The organism is Prochlorococcus sp. MIT 1307, assembly GCF_034092395.1.
In the GTDB taxonomy this organism is placed as follows: Bacteria; Cyanobacteriota; Cyanobacteriia; order PCC-6307; family Cyanobiaceae; genus AG-363-K07.
In genome coordinates, this window is sequence record NZ_CP139301.1 from 637,652 (window position 1) to 653,732 (window position 16,081).

At 35.9% G+C, this 16,081-nt stretch carries 16 protein-coding genes; 8 read left to right on the forward strand and 8 right to left on the reverse strand.

What is annotated here, in order from left to right:
• Positions 1–3 precede the first annotated feature (3 nt).
• The 4 genes from SOI82_RS03420 to SOI82_RS03435 all read left to right on the forward strand — a co-directional run bounded on the left by SOI82_RS03420 (position 4) and on the right by SOI82_RS03435 (position 3,300).
• A complete protein-coding gene (locus tag SOI82_RS03420) occupies positions 4–903 on the forward strand; it encodes an ABC transporter permease subunit (protein ID WP_320667976.1) in 900 nt (299 codons plus the stop codon).
• Between the two features lie 241 nt (positions 904–1,144).
• Positions 1,145–2,086: an amino acid ABC transporter permease gene (locus tag SOI82_RS03425; RefSeq protein ID WP_320667977.1), complete on the forward strand. Its 942-nt coding sequence runs from the start codon at positions 1,145–1,147 to the stop codon at positions 2,084–2,086.
• 5 nt (positions 2,087–2,091) lie between these two features.
• Positions 2,092–2,832, forward strand: coding sequence for an amino acid ABC transporter ATP-binding protein (locus tag SOI82_RS03430; protein ID WP_320667978.1), 741 nt, complete (start codon positions 2,092–2,094; stop codon positions 2,830–2,832).
• Between the two features lie 183 nt (positions 2,833–3,015).
• Positions 3,016–3,300, forward strand: coding sequence for a hypothetical protein (locus SOI82_RS03435; RefSeq protein WP_320667979.1), 285 nt, complete (start codon positions 3,016–3,018; stop codon positions 3,298–3,300).
• Between the two features lie 57 nt (positions 3,301–3,357).
• Here the strand turns inward: SOI82_RS03435 and SOI82_RS03440 are convergent, their stop codons facing one another.
• The 6 genes from SOI82_RS03440 to SOI82_RS03465 form a co-directional block, all read right to left on the reverse strand.
• Positions 3,358–3,945 (reverse strand): alpha-ketoglutarate-dependent dioxygenase AlkB family protein, encoded by a 588-nt coding sequence (locus SOI82_RS03440; protein WP_320667980.1) that lies wholly within the window; start codon positions 3,943–3,945, stop codon positions 3,358–3,360.
• An 81-nt stretch (positions 3,946–4,026) separates the two neighbouring features.
• Positions 4,027–4,920, reverse strand: coding sequence for a homoserine O-succinyltransferase (locus SOI82_RS03445; protein WP_320667981.1), 894 nt, complete (start codon positions 4,918–4,920; stop codon positions 4,027–4,029).
• A 14-nt stretch (positions 4,921–4,934) separates the two neighbouring features.
• On the reverse strand, positions 4,935–6,266 hold the full coding sequence (locus tag SOI82_RS03450; RefSeq protein WP_320667982.1) for an O-acetylhomoserine aminocarboxypropyltransferase/cysteine synthase: 1,332 nt from the start codon (positions 6,264–6,266) through the stop codon (positions 4,935–4,937).
• A gap of 45 nt (positions 6,267–6,311) precedes the next feature.
• The gene (locus SOI82_RS03455) at positions 6,312–7,007 is read right to left on the reverse strand and encodes a hypothetical protein (protein WP_320667983.1); all 696 of its coding nucleotides are present in this window, start codon (positions 7,005–7,007) and stop codon (positions 6,312–6,314) included.
• A 193-nt stretch (positions 7,008–7,200) separates the two neighbouring features.
• Positions 7,201–8,343 carry a phosphotransferase enzyme family protein gene (locus tag SOI82_RS03460; protein ID WP_320667984.1) on the reverse strand — a complete coding sequence of 381 codons (1,143 nt, stop codon included), beginning with the start codon at positions 8,341–8,343 and terminating at the stop codon, positions 7,201–7,203.
• A gap of 46 nt (positions 8,344–8,389) precedes the next feature.
• On the reverse strand, positions 8,390–9,901 hold the full coding sequence (locus SOI82_RS03465; protein WP_320667985.1) for a hypothetical protein: 1,512 nt from the start codon (positions 9,899–9,901) through the stop codon (positions 8,390–8,392).
• A 189-nt stretch (positions 9,902–10,090) separates the two neighbouring features.
• Here SOI82_RS03465 and stpA point away from each other — a divergent pair, with 189 nt between their 5' ends.
• Together stpA and arsS are read left to right on the forward strand one after the other, a co-directional pair.
• On the forward strand, positions 10,091–11,314 hold the full coding sequence (gene stpA / locus SOI82_RS03470) for a glucosylglycerol 3-phosphatase (protein WP_320667986.1): 1,224 nt from the start codon (positions 10,091–10,093) through the stop codon (positions 11,312–11,314).
• A 126-nt stretch (positions 11,315–11,440) separates the two neighbouring features.
• The gene (arsS, locus tag SOI82_RS03475; RefSeq protein ID WP_320667987.1) at positions 11,441–12,382 is read left to right on the forward strand and encodes an arsenosugar biosynthesis radical SAM (seleno)protein ArsS; all 942 of its coding nucleotides are present in this window, start codon (positions 11,441–11,443) and stop codon (positions 12,380–12,382) included.
• A gap of 27 nt (positions 12,383–12,409) precedes the next feature.
• Here arsS and SOI82_RS03480 read toward each other — a convergent pair whose 3' ends face one another.
• Positions 12,410–12,862, reverse strand: coding sequence for a Fur family transcriptional regulator (locus tag SOI82_RS03480; protein WP_320668319.1), 453 nt, complete (start codon positions 12,860–12,862; stop codon positions 12,410–12,412).
• Positions 12,863–13,008: 146 nt separating this feature from the next.
• Here SOI82_RS03480 and SOI82_RS03485 point away from each other — a divergent pair, with 146 nt between their 5' ends.
• Positions 13,009–13,569, forward strand: a complete 561-nt coding sequence (locus SOI82_RS03485; protein ID WP_320667988.1) for a hydrolase — start codon at positions 13,009–13,011, stop codon at positions 13,567–13,569.
• An 85-nt stretch (positions 13,570–13,654) separates the two neighbouring features.
• Entirely contained in the window at positions 13,655–14,683 is a 1,029-nt protein-coding gene (locus SOI82_RS03490; RefSeq protein WP_320667989.1) for a mechanosensitive ion channel family protein, read from the forward strand.
• Positions 14,684–14,724: 41 nt separating this feature from the next.
• On the opposite strand, the gene SOI82_RS03495 is transcribed toward SOI82_RS03490, so the two are convergent.
• Positions 14,725–15,732, reverse strand: a complete 1,008-nt coding sequence (locus tag SOI82_RS03495; protein WP_320667990.1) for an SDR family NAD(P)-dependent oxidoreductase — start codon at positions 15,730–15,732, stop codon at positions 14,725–14,727.
• Between the last annotated feature and the right edge of the window lie 349 nt (positions 15,733–16,081).

Below are 16,081 nucleotides of genomic sequence, written 5' to 3' on the forward strand. Positions count from 1 at the left end.
AAGATGAGATACTCAAAAAAATTAACTATCCAATTACTTTTTGCAATAGCTGGTTTGGCTATTTTGAGTGTCTTTATCAGCAATCTTACAGTAAATCTTATTCGTACTGGAATGGGTTTGAACTTTAATTGGTTAATACAACCATCAGGGTTTGCTCTCTCTGAAAGCTCACTACCCTATAAACCATCCGATAATTATCTTTGGGTTCTTTTTATTGGTTGGATTAATAGTTTAAAAGTGATCATAGCCGGATTAATATTAGCCACAATCTTTGGTCTTATTGCAGGAATAGCAAGAACTAGTCAAAATATTTTATTGAAGAAAGTATCAAGCTTGTATGTAGCCCTAATAAGACAAATACCACTGCTTCTCCAATTAATGTTCTGGTATTTTGTAGTCTTTCTAAGTCTTCCAGAAAGTCCTATTCCCATTCTTGGCTCAATGGTAATAATTTCCAATCAAGGTATAATATTTTTAGGTTTAAATCTTAGCGTAGAGTTTTCATCATTACTCATTGGCTTGAGTATTTTCAGTGGGGCCTCAATTGCAGAAGTGATTCGAGGAGGGTTGAATTCAATATCAAAAGGTCAATGGGAAGCATTTAGAAGTTTAGGAATATCAGAAAATTTGGGCATGTTCAGAATAGTTTTACCACAAGCCTTACCAGCAATTATTCCTGGACTTACGAGTCAATACTTAAACCTTGCCAAAAACAGCACTCTTGCTATAGCTGTTGGCTATGCAGATTTATATGCAGTAAGTGACACAACTATTACTCAAACAGGAAGGGCTATCGAAGGTTTTATAGTCTTGTTAGTAAGCTTCCTCCTTCTGAACTTAATCATAAGTGGAGGAATGGAAGTCATCAATCGTTTAACAATGAAATCGAACTATCATTTCTAAAAAAAAAAAATTCCTATGTGTCTATTTATATTTTATATGAATTTTCTAAATATTTGACTTAAGAAAAATAAATTTCATACCTTTATAGATTAAAGTGTATTCAAAGCAATCAAAAAAACTGACCTTGAGATCCAAAAAGAATCATATAAAAATTATAAGGTACTTCAAAAAATGCCAACTGCTAAGGGGAATCAAAAAAGATCTTTTCAATAGCCCATTAGATACTTTAATTACTTTATTCTTGCTTGCAATAATTGGCTGGTTATCACTAGGTCTAATTAAATGGGTTTTCTTTCAAGCGGATTGGAGAGTGGTTACAGAAAATATTAATCTCTATACTTTTGGTAGTTATCCTCAACAAGAGAAGTGGAGAATTTCACTTTGGATTTTATTTTTAAGTGGGCTCTCATTATTAACCTTATTATCGCCAAATATTTATAAATTTAGAAAGCCTTTGCCCTTCTTATGGATAATTACAGTACCTTTAGGAATTTATCTTTTTTCAGGGGGATTTGGGATATTAACTCCTATTCCAACTAGATATTGGGGAGGACTTTCATTAACCCTAATCCTTACTTTATGTAGTGCTTCTATAGCCCTGCCTTTAGGAATAATTCTTGCTCTTGGCCGTAGAAGTGACTACAAATTGATTAATTCAATATGTAGAGTCTATATAGATGTGATGAGAGCGGTTCCCTTAATAGCTGTTCTTTTCTTTGGTCAACTTCTAATACCACTATTTCTCCCAATTGATTTTGAAGTTAGCCGTTTCGTTAGAGCAGCACTTGCATTCGGGCTTTTTGCTGGAGCTTATGTTGCCGAAGATATTAGAGGTGGACTCCAAGCAATTCCATTAACACAATATGAAGCAGCAGCAGTCCTCGGTCTTACCCCTGGACAAACACTCCAACTAATTATCATTCCTCAAGCACTGAAAACAGCACTTCCAGCACTAACTAACCAAGCAATTGGACTACTCCAAAACACAAGTCTTATGGCAATTCTAGGGTTAGTTGAACTATTAGGGATTAGTAGAAGCATTCTTGCTAACCCAGAATTTATTGGGAAATATTTAGAGGTATATATTTGGCTAGCAATCCTTTACTGGTTTATATGTACGATTATGGCTTTACTTTCACGACAAATCGAACATCAACTGAACCCTCTAAAATCCTTTAAATAAGATCAATGAAAATTGCTATTGAAGCTAAAGGAATAGTTAAAACATATGGGCAGGGAAATCGGGCAATTGACAATGTCTCTCTTCAAGTCAAAAAAGGAGAAGTCCTTGTAGTAATGGGGCCTTCAGGCTCAGGGAAAAGCACCCTAATAAGAACCTTTAACGGACTTGAAAGATTTGAGAAAGGAACTTTAGAAGTTCTAGGCATAAAGCTTGATGCTCAGCAAAACGAAAAACAAGTCAGAAGAATTCGTAGGCGAGTGGGAATGGTGTTTCAACAATTCAATCTTTTTCCGCACCTTTCAATCCTTGAAAACATCACCTTGGCTCCCATCAAAGTTCAAGATCACTCCCGAAAAGAAGCCGAATCAAAAGCTATCGATCTTCTAGATCAAATGGGAATTGCAGACCAATTACATAAATATCCCAATCAACTCAGTGGAGGGCAGCAACAAAGAGTTGCTATTGCACGCGCTCTTGCACTCCAGCCCGAAATAATGCTCTTCGATGAGCCAACAAGTGCTCTTGATCCAGAAAGAATCAAAGAAGTTCTAGATGCAATGAGAAGTCTTGCAATTAAAGGCATGACTATGGTCGTAGTGACTCATGAAATAGCCTTTGCGAGAGAAGTGGCTGATCGAGTGCTTTTTATTGACCAAGGAAGAGTTATTGAAACCGCTCCCCCTCTAGATTTCTTTAACAATGCTCGTGAAGATCGCACTAAAAGGTTCTTGAATCAAATGATGTAAAAATGAAAAGATTTAGCTCGTCACTACAGCCGCTGAATCCCTCCAAAAACAAATCTGTTCCCAAGAGATTGTAGGCAGGCAAAGAGCTCGTGAGAATTTGTACAAATAAGAAGACAACACCACCTAACATAAATAACACTTACTAAGTCAAGGTATAATTGAATTTATTGACTAAGTAGACCTATGGCTTACAGCCAAGTTCAAGTCATGCTTGGTGGAGCAGTCCACATACCAATCGTTATTGGCTTCTTAAAGTTCTGCGACAACAAGACATCTAAGTCTTATAACGCCCAGAAAGCAGCCAAAGAAAAAGCTGACGCAGAGGCTAAAGCCAAGGCTCTAGCTGACGCTCAAAAGAAAGCAGCTGCAGAATCAAAAGCAAAAGCAGCGGCAGAAGCAAAAGCAGCGGCAGAAGCAAAAGCTAAGGCTGCGACTGAAGCGAATGAAAAAGTTGATAAAAGCGAATAATAATGAAGCCACACAAAAATCATCAGAAATTAATTAAATACTTCTGAAGAAAAGAATTTAACCAGTATTATTATGATTATAACAACGAAAAGTAAGGTTTATCCTTTGATTAATTACTTTTTTTCTGGTTGGAATTGAGTGGAGCCATTCTTTCTGACAATTTGGATGCATTATTAATAAATCTCCTCTTCTGAGGGTTATAACTTCTTTAATATTTTTACTCCGATGTTTTAAAAAAAAATCCCTTGTTGCACCAAGTGATAAAGAAGAAATAGGTTTTGTCAAATCAAGCTCTGCCTCATCATCTGAATGCCATCCCATTCGATCGTTTCCATTTCGATAAAGGTTAAGAAGACAGCCATTGAATTTCACTTTGCTAGCAAAGTTGACACTTTCTAGCAAAGGAAAAAACCAGTCTGGCCATCCATCTCCAAAATGCTTGGTACCGCTATAACAATAACTAATATGCTTCTCAGAAAGGAAATTAGTCATACGTGGAGCAACATGTAATGACCCATAAACTCGAACTACAGTCTGCTCCCAAACTAAATTCTTATTAATTTGATTCTTCCAATATTCACTATCTTTGATATTCATCCAAGATGGTATAAGAATCCATGGTCGTTTTTCTGATAAATCTTCCATTTATTAGTACTTAATTAAGGTCAAAATTTGAGGTGAATTTAATAGTTAAAAAAATAATTGTGACTCAGAAAAATCTATATCTTAAGAGATCAGACTAACTCGCTGATAACAAAACCAAAGCCATTGCTGAAAAAGCAAGTTCCTATGTGATCGCCAAGAAGTTTGGGGATTGTCAGCATCAAAATTTTCTGGTGGAGGAACATCTCCTCTCGCTCGATCTCTCTCCATCTCAGAAACAATTCTGCCTGCATTGTATTCAGGGTGTCCTAAATGCATTAATTGCCGTTGATCCGTAGTTTCAAAGATGGTGTAACCAACTTTTTCTCCATAAGCCAAAAGACGTAATCGTCCTTGTCGTTGGGCTGCTTCCATCTCTGCATCAGGTAATCCTGCATGTCTGCTCTGAGGACACAAAAAGCAATCATCCTGAGTTCCCATAAGAGGATGACTAGGGATAAGACTTCTTAATGGAAAAACACCAAAAAGTTTTTGAGAGAAAGATTGCTTATTAACACCAGCAAGATAAGCAAGTGCAAATCCTGCCCAACAAAGACCTAATGTACTGGCACAACTTGAACGAGCTTCTTCGATAATACCAACTAATTCTGACCAATATTTAACTTCTTCATAAGCAATATGCTCAACAGGGGCTCCAGTAATAATTAGGCCATCAAGTGGAGTCGGAGACATAGCTTCTTCCCAATCAACATATAAAGCAGCTAAATGAGATAGATCCCATGTTTTATAAGAGTGAGTTTTCAAGCGTATCCAAATAGGTTCGATTTGAAGTGGTGAAAGTCCTAAAGGGTGAAGTAGATTGAATTCATATTGTTTACCTAAAGGCATCACATTTAAAATCCCAATTCTCAAAGGTCTTATATCCTGCCTCTCTGCTAATTCAGGTTCAATCCATGAAATATGGTTACGTTCAACTGATGAAATCTTGTGGTAGCTTTTAGGAAGTATTAAAGCCAATTTTATACCCTCTTTTATCTACTAATAGCTGATAAAGCCTGTTCAAAATCAGCCTTAATATCTTCTATATGTTCTAAGCCAACTGATACCCTCACCATAGTTTGGGTAACACCTGCAGAAGCCTGATCTTTAGGTGAAAGTTGTTGATGAGTCGTAGACGCAGGATGGATAACTAAAGTCTTAGCATCTCCAACATTCGCCAAATGACTAGCCAACTTTAGAGAGTCTATAAACTTAACAGCATCCTCTAATCCACCTTTTAAAGAGAACATAAGCATACACCCCATGCCTCTGTTGGTGAGATAAGTTTTAGCACGATGATGATATGGATCTGAAGATAAGCCAGGATAATTAACATTCTCAACCATTGAATGTCCTTCTAGCCAATTAGCTAACTCTAAAGCATTTGAAGCATGTCGCTCTATTCGCAGACTCAATGTTTCTAGGCCCTGCAAAAGAAGAAAGGAATTAAAAGGACTAAGGGCTGGCCCCCAATCTCTAAGTCCTTCAATACGAGCTCTTAAAGCAAAGGCAATATTCCGTCCATCTGGAACACCAAGCATTGAACAAACATCACTTCCAAAACCAAATGCATCCCAATGAACAAGGCCATGATAAGCATCACTTGGCTCAGTCATTAAAGGGAATTTCCCATTTCCCCAATTGAAAGTCCCCGCATCTATTATCACTCCACCCAAACTCGTTCCATGACCACCTATCCACTTGGTTGCACTTTCAACAACTACATCTGCACCATGCTCTATAGGCCGTAATAAAGCTCCAGCAGCACCCAAGGTATTATCTACAATTAAAGGAATATTATTTTCTTTTGCCAACTTTGATAGACCTTGAAAATCTGGAATATTAAATCGCGGGTTCCCCATTGACTCAACATATATAGCTTTAGTATTTGAATCAATTTGAGAAGCAAAACTATCTAATTCATCACCTTCTGCAAAATTTACATTAATTCCAAGTCGTGGAAATTGGACTTTAAATTGATTGTATGTACCCCCATAAAGAAAAGAAGTTGAAACAAAATTATCTCCAGCCTGCATGCAGTTAGTTATGGCTATAAATTGAGCAGACTGACCTGATGATGTCGCCAATGCTGCAACCCCACCTTCAAGAGCAGCTAACCGCTTTTCAAAAACATCTGTCGTAGGGTTCATCAAACGCGTATAAATATTCCCAAACTCCTTTAAAGCAAAAAGATTGGCTCCATGATCTGCATCATTAAATACATAAGAGCTGGTTTGATATATAGGAACAGCCCTTGAATTCGTTGTTGGGTCTGGGGATTGACCGGCGTGGAGCTGAAGAGTTTCGAAACGGTGTGAAGTCAAGAAAAGCTATTCGAAGAGGCTAACTTCCTTTCTAGCTAAAGAAAATCATTCGCGACTCCAATCATCAGGAGGTTCTGGTTTTTTCGTATCACTCAAAGAAGGAAGAATTTCTCTAATTAAAGAAAGTATTTGTAGGCGTACTTCTTCACGAAAATTACTTACTGCTTCTTCGCTAAGAACTGGATAATATTGATCCTCCCTTGAAACTCCTTCTCTCAAAGGCTTCCAGCTTGTAACTTGCTTTGCCTTAAGGTCTTCCAAAGGTGTAGTGAAATCAAAATCACATATCTGAAGATTCACTGATTCCAGTTTTGAGGACCTTCCAATGATTTCCTCCCGGATAGGCTCAAGCGCTTTGGCTTTAATGGTATCTGGCAAGCCAAGTACAGGCTCATAATAATCAAGTGCTCTTAACTCCTCTTCTAAGAGGATTGGCCATACACCTCTTGAACCTGGAGGTAAATCTAATTTGGTTTCAGCCAAATTCATAGCATCAAGAAAAAACTTGAGCCTTCGGTAATAGGACTTGTCCTGAGTAGGTTTCTTAACTGAGACCTTTCCAGTAGTTATTGCAGGGAGAGCAGCTTCTGCTTTACGAAGAAAAAGTCTGTCATCTCTTTCTAAATTTATTGCTCCCCATCTCTGCCTGTAATCCCAAAGCTCTATATAGCGAGCGATATCATCATTTGACCAGCCAAGCTTTTTAAGTTCATCGGCTCTGTGTGTTGTTTCCTTTACCACGCTTAAAGTTTTAGCATTTCATTTAAGCGTAGGAGGTTGAAGAGAAATTGACAATGCAATAACTTATTCTCAAAAATAAAAAATATAATAAAAAGACAGTTTTTGATCACAGCAGAAAAGAAAGGTGGAAATTAACTTTCTACACTAAGCAATCACTATTAACAAAGAAATAAAAAGGTAACTTTCCTCAACCTCAAGCAATTTTCATATTAGTTAATTCTAGCAATCCATCCCATTGTTTATGAATAGACTCAACAAGCCTGAGCTGAACTTCTGCTCTATATAAATTCTGATCACTATATTGAACTTTAAAATAAATATTTCCATTCATAAAGTCGGTTAGAAAGCGAATAGCCAATTCATAAGGTAAAAACTTAATGCAATATGGTAAATAGTAAAAGTCATAAGCCGAAAAACCCTTTCTTGCTATAGACAAATAACCGGTAAGAAGGGCTTCACAAAATTCTAAATCAAAACTAATATTAGCCAAGTCTTTTGTCTCCTCGCCAAGTAGATTGCAACAAGAGCGAATACAATCTCCAATATCATAGTGAATAATTCCTGATGCAAGAGTGTCAAGATCTATGAGGGATATAATATCTTTAGTGTCATTATCGAACATAAAATTTGTGATTTTAGGATCGCCATGTATTGGTTTCTTCATTAATTCCCCTCTAGCTATTGCATCGTTCAAGATAGACACACCTGAACGATGCTTATCTACAACTCTTTCCAGTAAAGAAAATCTTTTGAAAATTGAAGGTGTGGATATTCGTTTGGATCTAAAATGGTTCAAAGCTTTATCATAATCAGAAAGTATTTTTGTTATGTCATGTAAATCATTATCTAATTTTTTTATCCTTTTGAGTGGGAAATCCTTAATTAAATAATGAAAAGTAGCCAGACCTTTTCCAACCTCCTTGGCTTGCTTTGCATTAGATATTTTATCCAGACTAGTAGAGGATTGAATGAAGGTAATTGCCCTCCAATATTTATCATCTATTCTTAAAAGAAGTTTTCCCTTGTCAATAGTAGGAATGATAGTTGGAATATCCCATCGTTTATAATTAGTTTGATCTTTTTTTTCTCTTATCTTTTTACTAATGTGCAGGCTAATAACATTCCAATTATACATTGGAATTTCAGGGTCCGAAAATACCGAGGTATTAATTTCTTGTATTACAAAGGATTCTATATCTGAAGAGGGTTTAAGAACTACTAGGAAAGTTTTGTTAATGTTCCCAAATGGGAGTTCCCTTACAGATAAAATCTGCTTAGAGGGACAGAAGCTGCTTCCAATACTAATCAAATATTCCTGACTATATAAAGAGCTCAAATCAAATAGTTGAAAGAATCCTTTTTATAGCTTTTAATTTATTTTCTCACAAGTAGTGTTCTATAAATGATAGAGCTTTTTTATAATTCTCACTATTACCCTTTGGCTCATGTAAAGGAGTTGCAAAGTCATCTAAAGAGCATGATGACTCAGCCTCAGAATAAATGCAATCGACTATTAGCTCCAATGCCTCTGGAATATGTATATTATTCAATGCATCTGCATATCTTCGACTGCTAGATGGACGAACTGAATCTTGGCAATAATTAGCAAGCTCTCGACTCTGTGTCATTACACTAAAAAAAGTATCTTTAATTTCTGGGGGAGCAAAAACTGACATATATAACAAGTTATTCATAGAGGAATCATGGAGGGGTATGGAATATTTCCTTAGAATTTGGGGCCAGTATTTTAAGGACTTTATACCTTCAAGCCCACCTTTTTTTAATCCTGCAAATTCACACCATTCTATAAATTCATCAAAATCGTAAGGGCAACGTTTCAACTCTTTCATTCGATCAGCAAGAACCTGACCTGCTTGGAAATTTCTAGTTGGTTTTCCTATATTTGGCATCATCATACTTCCACGTACGTCTGCGACCATTGCTGTTAATTGTGAAAAAGTATGATCTCTAACTTTTTCCAAAAAACCATTTCTTAATAACGCAGCTTCAATCCTCTGAACACCATATCCAAGTTCTGTTAATGGAAATGGCTGCAAGTCATATAGGTCGTCTCTATTATCTCTACATACTGAGACTGAGGCTGCCTGATCCAAGCATTGATTTAAAAGCAATGTTAATAATGTTGGCAATAAGCCAGGATTCATAGAATGATAGGTATGACCAAAACCAGCAAAAATAGATGAAATATTTTTTGCCGCTTTAATATATTGACCTTCAATATTATGGACGCCTGGTGAAACCTGAATATTAGGAGAAATACCATCTAACAATTTTGCACCTAATAGGGCAGTCACTGCATTTGGATGACAGAAGTTTGCAGTAAAACTATCTAAAGGGTTTCGAAGAGCATCATGTCTATGAAATCCTGAAAAGAAAGCAAGATTATTTTCCTTCTCACATAAAATATATGATTCATTGGTCACTTCATTGTGGCTGAAAGAGCCAGATAAACATGCTAATACTACACATTCTCGTTTTAGAATTGTTCGCAACCTACAGGCCTCATACAAATCTTCCTCTATATGGTTACTATTAGCACTAAGTATTACAATTTCACACCTAAGTAGCAAATCAGACAAGTTATTATTTACAACCTTATCGCCTTCAATATGGGTTCCCATTCCATATAAAGTTTCAATATGTTGAGGATCCATCCCATCTAAAACATCCTCAGAAAATGCGCCTAAAAGGTCTCTATGAGGCCTTGCTGCTAATAAAAGGCCCTCCCCATCTGTCTGCATTGCGCAGTTATATGCTAGCGAGGCTGCATATAGACCTATGCTATAAAAACCAACTTTGCCTTTACTAAGATCTCTAATTCTTATGCGTATAGACTCATCAACTAATGGGCTGTAGAAAAAATTGTTTTTCATAAGATAAACTTTAGCTTACCAAGCACCCATTAAACAAAGAAAATCAGAGCTCATCGTATCTAAATATCTTTTATAGAAGCAAGTTTTTTTAGCTATACACACTTAATCAAGAAGAAAACTTAGCTTGTGAGGTTAAATAGTATAATTTATTATAGAATGATGCTAAGAATGAGAATAAAGTAAAAGTCTATGCAACCAGAAATTAAGCCCAGCATTCTACTTGAAGAGATTCTAGCCTCACACAATTATCTTATAGTACAAGACATTGATGGTGTATGCATCCCTTTAGTAAAAGATCCATTAGAAAGAAAGGTGGATATCACTTATGTCCAAGCAGCTAGAAAATTCAATGGTGAATTTGCTGTTCTAACAAATGGAGAGCATGAAGGAACTAGAGGTGTAAATAGAGTGATTGAAAAAGCATATAAAAGTGCAAATTTATCCCATAATTCAGATATATATCTTCCTGGACTAGCTGCCGGTGGTATTGAATATCAAAATAAGTTTGGGCAAGTAGAGTATCCTGGTGTATCTAACGAAGAGTTACAATTTCTTAGTAGGATAACAGAATTAATGGAAGATCTTCTAACAAAAAATCTTACTAAAATTTTGCCAATGCTAGAAAAAGGGGAAGCTCAAAATTTTGCAAGAGCAGCTGTTCTTGCAACAAGATTCTCTCCAACAGTTAACTTGAATGGAATATTTAGCCTAATACCAAATGACATAAAGCTGCAACAAAAGATACAAATCATGCTTATGAATATAATGGATAATCTATTAAGTTTGGCAAATAGTCAAGGATTAAATAGTTCATTCTTCTTACATATAGCTCCAAATCTTGGTGAAAGAGATAATAAAGAGGCAATAAAGTTTTCTTCAGCTGGAGATGTAGGAACAACTGATATTCAATTTATGCTTAGTGGAGCAGTAAAAGAAGCAGGACTTCTTGTATTAATCAATAAATTTATCCAAAATAGATTTGGGAAAGCTCCATTAGGACAAGATTTTAATGTGAGAAATGCGCCAAGGACAATTCAAGAACTAAAAGATCTATGTCAAAAGAAGATATCAGGAGATGAGATGCCTCTTATAATTGGAGTTGGTGATACTGTCACATCGCACCCATCACAGACAGGAGAAGGTTGGCAAAGAGGGGGAAGTGACAGAGGCTTCCTAACATTAATTCAAGAACTAGGCACCCTATATAACAAGAGAAATAGGGTGGTCTTAGTTGATAGTAGTTTTGGAGAAGTTGATCGTCCAAGCCTTTCAAATAATCAATTAAAAGGCATAAGTGATCCGGATGATCCTCTTAAGTTTAATACATACTTCAGAACCGGTCCAAAAGGTTATATTAAATGGTTTAGCCAGTTAGCAGAAGAACAAAGAGTGGTACGACAAAACATGCTTTAAAAAGCTCTAGCTTTTTTCTAAGGAATTCAAATGACAATCTTTACACGTTTTAAAGTATGAAAGAATGCTTTAAAAAGAGCTTTATGATAGTAGCCAGTAATGTCATATTGATTCCTAATTTTCCAAGTGGCAGTTTGTACTTTCCCTAAGTTAAGCAGAAGTCAGCTAACTACTTTACAGGTCAATCTTGGCTATCGCTGCAATCAAAAGTGTGGTCACTGTCATGTAAATGCAGGGCCAGAAAGGAAGGAAATGATGGACAAAAAGACTTTAGAACTAATCCCTAAGGTCCTTAAACATTACAATCTCAATATACTAGATATAACCGGTGGAGCGCCAGAACTTCATCCAGATTTTAAGAAGTTAGTAATTGCGGCTAGGGACCTTGGAGTAGAAGTTATAGACAGATGCAATTTAACTATTTTAAATGAGCCAGGTAATGAAGGTCTTGCAGATTTCTTAGCTGAAAATCAAGTTACTGTTACAGCCTCAATGCCTTGTTATCAAAAAGAAAATGTGGATATGCAACGAGGGAAAGGTGTCTTCGAAAGAAGCCTTATGGGTCTAAGGCAATTAAATAGTTTGGGTTATGGAAAAAATAACGATAGTTTAATATTAAACCTAGTATTTAATCCGCAGGGAGATAACTTACCTCCTCCACAAGCAAAGCTAGAAGCTGATTACAGGGAAAAATTAAACGAGAGATATGGTATTTCATTTAATAATTTATATACCATAACTAATATGCCAATCAAGCGATTTGCTGCACAGCTAGAAATTTCTGGAAAATTAAGCAATTATCAGAAGCTACTTATTGAGAAATATAATAGCTCAAACTTAGAAAATGTGATGTGTAAAACTTTAATAAGTGTTGATTGGCAAGGCCTCTTATACGACTGTGACTTCAATCAGCAACTAGGACTACATATGCAGGGTCGATATCACATTAAAGATCTACTAAATCAAAAACTTATTTTAGAAGGAGAGTCCATTGAGGTGGGACAGCACTGCTATGGATGCACTGCTGGAAGTGGCTCTAGTTGTAGTGGTTCTTTAGAAGCCAAATAGATTGATTCATAATTATTTCGAATAACTTTATTGGCAACCAGGACAAATTGCGCGCACATTTAGCGTTGATTCTATAAGTTTAAATCCATTTGCTTCTGCCGCGATTCTCCCAGCTTGAACAACATGATCATTCTCAAATTCTTCAGTACGGCCGCACGTGACGCATACCAAGTGATGATGGTCAGGGTGATCATCGCTCGCCAGTTCAAATCTGTGCCCACCTTCACTCAATTCAAGTTCATGCAAAAAGCCCATCTCTACTAACAAACGAAGCGTTCGGTAAATCGTCGCTAAAGATACACGAGACTTGGCTTCCATTAATTGATGATGTACATCCTCAGCGCTGAGATGCATCCCGGCTCCAATATTCTCAAACAGGTCTAGTATTTTTCTTCTTTGAGGTGTTAAACGGCGCCCTTCTTGATGTAAGCCAGTTTCTAAAGGCCTCTCAAAGCGATTAAAAGGCGAAGAACCAAGCAAAGCTACAACCGCGTACTTTTTCTCAATAGTAATCACTAATGAGAGCAATAGGCAAGATTGATGTTAAGCAATAAGGCGGAAAGCAACTATTTCATAAATTTGGAAGAATTGAATAAGATAAGAAAACAGTTTTTAACAACTCAAACATGGCGCCATTAAGAATGAAGGAGAAGAGTACTGCAATAATAGTCATCGATGTACAAGAGAAGCTTGCAAAAGCTATCGAAAATAAAGATGATATCTTATTTAATATCAGAAAATTAATTGATGCGGGAATAATTTTGAACATACCTCAATTCTTTACAGAGCAAAACCCTCATAAGTTGGGAGAAACAGTGAAGTTGCTAGGTGATTATAAAAATAAAAATACTTTCTCTAAAATGAGTTTTAGTTGTTTTAAATGTTCAGCGCTAATAAATAAAATAGAGAATTTAAGTCTTAAGAATATACTTTTATGTGGAGTCGAGACACATATATGTGTACAACAAACAGCGCTAGACTTTATAGCTAATGGCTTTAATGTATTTATCGCAGCTGACTCTGTCGGAAGTAGAAATAATATCGATCATATAACCGCACTTAGAAGGCTAGAAAAAGCTGGGGCAATAATATCAACCACAGAATCAATCATCTTTGAATGGTGTAGGAATGCAGAAAGGAGCGAATTCAAAGGAATTAGTGAGCTTATAAAAAGGAGAAAGGGTTAGAAGCTAAATTTTATAGATTGTGTTTAAGGACTAGCAAAAACCTTAATTTGCGGCAAAGTAGTAATTGACTATTTGCTCATAAGTAATGGATGATTTTTATAGGCTCCTCCTAACATCCGCTGCTGCTTTTATTATAGGCAGCCTACTTTCATTGTTAGCTGCCCGCATCAGTAGAGTTATCTTTGGAAGAATAGCAGCACGAACTAAAACTAAAACAGATGATTTCATATTTCAAGTTATAGCAAATGCTATAAAACCTCTAGGTCTCCTTATAAGTGCTTCAATTGCATGGAAAATTCTACCTATTGAAAATGAAATAAGTAATGCAGTACTTGGAATAATAAAACTAATATGCCTTATCCTTTTAGTAAGGTTAATTAATAAAATAGTATTTAGACTAATAGAAAGATGGTCTTTAAAGATTAATGATAGTTCAGTTAGTACGATGCTGAGATCATTAAGTCCCATGTTTCGTGCACTTGTTTGGTGCATAGGTTTTATTTTTTACCTTCAAAATATGGGTGTCCAAATGGCGGCAATTTGGGCACTATTAAGTGCTGGTGGTATTGGAGCAGGACTGGCTTTAAAAGAACCTGTACAAGAGTTTTTTGAGTACATAACTATTCTTCTCGATAAGCCATTTGAAAATGGTCAATTTATCAACGTTGATGGTATTTGGGCCTCTGTTGAAAGGGTTGGCGTACGTTCAACTCGCCTAAGAAGTATTAATGGTGAGATTATTGTAATGAGTAATAGTGCATTAACTAATGGAAAAATTGCTAACTATGGAGAAATGGAATATAGAAGACTAGTTCATAAACTTGGAGTTGTATATGAAACACCGCATTCAACAATGCAACATATCCCAAGTATTATTCAAACAATTGTTGATTCAACCGAAGATGTTATTTTTGACCGTTGTCACTTTATTGAGTTTGGTCAATTTAGCCTAGATTTCGAATTGGTTTATTACATTCCTACAAATAATTATCTGCGTGCAATGGAGGCTCAGCAGAAAGTAAATCTTGAAATAATGAAGATCTTTGAAGAGAAAAGTATTGATTTTGCATACCCAACTCAGACAATTCATTTAACAAGTAATGGTCAAGATTAATATTTAAAATAATACTTTAAAAACTAGTTTTTCAATCTAAATCAAGCAAGATTATATAGTTCTTTTGTATATTCCCATAACAATTCAGCCTTATTATTTTGATTTGCCTCATTGCTAATTTCGCTCCTATCAAAACTACGCCTTCCTGGGCTCAAAATTCTATTGCTAAAGTAGCTAAATCCAACTTCATTGTATTCAGGCTCTGTAGCCAGTTTAAAAAGGAGTTCACCCGCTTTCTCTGGACTCTCAGTAATACGAAGAAAATCTCTTGCAACTAAAGAAAATAGACGTTGACCTAACTCATTAAATTGTCTGCTATATCTAAAAAAACCTTTATTGGTGCGAGGAATTACGAGACCTGGAGCCCATGCAATTACTGGCATAGGGAATCCCATTAGATTCAAACGTCTATATAATTCTCGGCCGAAAAGAATATTACAAAGTTTAGTATCTTTATACGCTTTATCTGCATCAAAATTTGAAATACCATCAACCATAGAGAATCCTTTACCTCGCCTAATTCCTAACATTTCTCCCAGGCCAGCTGGTTTTCCAATTCGCCCACCCGGGCTTTCAGGGTTATGCACTTCTGAAGCAGTAATTACCACTCTAGGTGATCTAGAGTTACACAAGAGAGAAGAGATGCTTTCAGTCAAGTATTGATGTGCAAGATGATTCACCGCAAAAGTTAATTCAAACCCTTGTGAGGACCACCTAATTGATTTAGATCCAGTATATTGCAAGCCAGCATTAAGAATAAGAGTATCAATAGATTTATCTCTTGCAAGTAGTTGTTTAGCAAAATCTTCTATATCTCTCAAGTCTGATAAGTCAACAATCGGAGTGAATATCATCTCTGACAAGTCTGACTTATATTCAGACTTGTCTTCTAATCTCTTGAATAAACATTTAGAGGTGCTCTCATTACGACAAGGAAGAATGAGCTTGTGACCATTTCTAAGCATGCCTAGGGCAGCTTCATAACCAATTCCTGAACTTGCGCCAGTAACCAGTATATTTCTATTATTTGGAGCGGGGAGTTGTCTCATAAATCAAAGCAGCAAGATTCCTTCCAAAAGAATTAAAGTGATTTTAAATAAATTAAAATCAACTATAGAGTATACTATTTATGTCTTAAAAAGAATTTGTATCAAACTAAGGATAATAGATTTATGATTAGATAACTTTAGTCATCCAGGATTTTATTAAAATAATCTAAAAGGCTATCTTAATAATTAAGTAGCAGTTTTAGGCATAAATAAATCAGCTTTTATCGTAGAGAGTTCAAAACATACATAGATAAATCATAAAAAAGTAATTTAAAAATGCTTTTATTCCATGATCCACTACCCTCTTCTAAAGAAGAAGGTTAAAAAGCTACGCTGATGCAGCTAGAAA